The sequence below is a fragment of the Xanthobacter sp. BG11Y11_SDJG genome, assembly GCF_057364445.1.
Genome location: NZ_JBNFNU010000521.1, coordinates 1 through 2,421, shown reverse-complemented (window position 1 = coordinate 2,421; position 2,421 = coordinate 1). Strand labels below are relative to the sequence as shown.

Sequence of the window (2,421 nt, the reverse complement as noted above, 5' to 3'; positions counted from 1 at the left end):
GGCTGCAGCAGGAGATCGCCGCGCTCAAGGCCGGCCGGCCGGGCGCCGAGAGCGCCGCTGTGCTCGTCAGCCTGCCGAAGGGGCGCACCGTTGCCGAGGTGGCCGCGGCGCTGGCGGAGGCCGATGCGGTGGTCACGGCGTCGGTCGACGTCGGCAGCCACGCCGCCGTCTTCAGACTGGACCAGACCGGGGCCTGAGAGCGCCCCCGGATTTCGGAGTTCGCGTGATGTCCGCCGTGCGAGAGCCTTCCCCCGCCTCCCCCGCCCGCCCCGAAGCCGCGGCCGGGCGTGCTCGCCATCGAGGCCTATGTGCCGGGCAAGAGCCATGCGCCGGGGGTGGAGAAGGTCTACAAGCTCTCCTCCAACGAGACCCCGCTCGGCCCAAGCGCGAAGGCGGTCGCCGCCTTTCGGGAGGCCGGACGCCGGCTTGAGGACTATCCCGACGGCGCGGCGCGCGTGCTCCGCGAGGCCATCGCCAAGGCCAACGGGCTCGACCCCGAGCGCATCATCTGCGGCGCCGGCTCGGACGAGATCCTGAACCTCGTCGCCCACGCCTATCTCGGCCCGGGCGACGAGGCGGTGTTCTGCGAGCACGGCTTCCTGGTCTATCGCATCGCCACGCTCGCCGCCGGCGGCACGCCGGTGGTGGCGAAGGAGCGCGACCTCACCGCCGACGTGGACGCGATGCTCGCCTGCGTGAGCCCGCGCACCAAGGTGGTGTTCCTCGCCAATCCCAACAACCCGACCGGCACCTATCTGCCGTTCGACGAGGTGCGGCGCCTGCATGCCGGCCTGCCGCCCCATGTCCTGCTGGTGCTGGACGCGGCCTATGCGGAATATGTCCGCCGCAACGACTACGAGACCGGCCTGGAACTGGCGCTCACGGCCGACAACGTGCTGATGGCGCGCACCTTCTCCAAGATCCACGGCCTCGCGGCGCTGCGCATCGGCTGGGCGGTGGGCCCGGCGCACGTGATCGACGCCATGAACCGCATCCGCGGCCCGTTCAACATGAACGCGCCGGCCCTGCTCGCGGGCGCCGCCGCCATCACGGATGCCGCCCATGTGGAGAAGTCGGTGGCCCACAACGAGGCGTGGCTGCCCTGGCTGACCGCCGAGATCGAGAAGCTCGGGCTCAAGGTCACGCCCTCGGTGGCGAACTTCGTGCTGATCCACTTCCCCAAGGAGGCCGGCCGCACCGCCAAGGAGGCCGACGCCTTTCTCCTGAAGCGCGGCCTGGTGCTGCGGCAGGTGGCGGCCTACGGGCTGCCGGACAGCCTGCGCCTCACCGTGGGCTCGGAGGAGGCGAACCGCCTGGTGGTGGCCGCGCTCGCCGACTTCATGGCGGGCAAGATGGCGGACCCGGCGCCGTGACGCGGCCGCTGGTGGAGCGCCTCGCCATCGTCGGCGCCGGGCTGATCGGCTCGTCCATCGCCCGCGCGGCGCGAGAGAACCACCTGGCCGGCACCATCGTGGTGGCGGACCGCGACCCTGCGGTCTGCGCCCGCGTGCGCGCGCTTGGCTTCGCCGATGAGGTCCGCGAGCGCGCGCGCGAGGCGGCCGAGGGTGCGGACATCGTCATCCTGTGCGTGCCGGTGGGCGCGAGCGAGACCGTCGCTGCCGAGGTCGGCCCGGTGCTGAAGCCGGGCGCCATCCTCTCGGACGTGGGCTCGGTGAAGGGCGCGGTGCTCGCCGCCCTGGCGCCGCACGTGCCCGCGCACGCTTTCCTCGTTCCCGCCCATCCCGTGGCGGGCACCGAATTCTCCGGGCCGGACGCGGGCTTCGCCACATTGTTCGAGAACCGCTGGTGCATCGTCACCCCGCCCGAGGGGGCCGACCCCGAGGCGGTGGAGCGCATCCGCATGCTGTGGCGCGCCATGGGGGCGAACGTCGAGGTGATGAGCGCCGAGCACCATGACCTGGTGCTCGCCATCACCTCGCACGTGCCGCACCTCATCGCCTACAACATCGTCGGCACGGCGGCGCATCTGGAAGAGACGCTCACCTCCGAGGTCATCAAGTTCTCGGCCGGCGGCTTCCGCGACTTCACGCGCATCGCCGCCTCCGACCCGACCATGTGGCGCGACGTGTTCCTCACCAATCGCGAGGCGGTGCTGGAGATGCTCGGCCGCTTCACCGAGGACCTCTCGGCGCTCCAGAGGGCGATCCGCTACGGCGACGGCGACGCGCTGTTCGACCACTTCACCCGCACCCGGGCGATCCGCCGCTCCATCATCGAGCAGGGCCAGGAGACCCCCGCCCCCGATTTCGGCCGGCGCGCGGTGGAAAAGCAGAAGCACGAGGAGAGCTGAGGGCGGCCGCGCGCGAGGCGCCGGGGACCTCAGGCTTTCGCCGCCACCGCCGCCGCCTGCCGGGCGATGAGGCCGATCGGCCTCCGCCTCCGCCGGCTCCCGGGGGCGCG

The 2,421-nt window shown here is 72.4% G+C and carries 2 protein-coding genes and 1 pseudogene; all 3 read left to right on the top strand.

Translation table 11 applies throughout. From position 1 onward, the window contains the following. A pseudogene (locus tag AC2W7M_RS23825) lies at positions 1-197 on the top strand (hypothetical protein); the annotation flags it as partial. A gap of 90 nt (positions 198-287) precedes the next feature. Beyond that, entirely contained in the window at positions 288-1,373 is a 1,086-nt protein-coding gene (hisC, locus tag AC2W7M_RS23820) for a histidinol-phosphate transaminase (protein ID WP_486135439.1), read from the top strand. After that, on the top strand, positions 1,370-2,311 hold the full coding sequence (locus AC2W7M_RS23815) for a prephenate/arogenate dehydrogenase family protein (protein WP_486135437.1): 942 nt from the start codon (positions 1,370-1,372) through the stop codon (positions 2,309-2,311). The genes hisC and AC2W7M_RS23815 overlap by 4 nt, the downstream gene beginning before the upstream one ends. Positions 2,312-2,421: the final 110 nt, after the last annotated feature.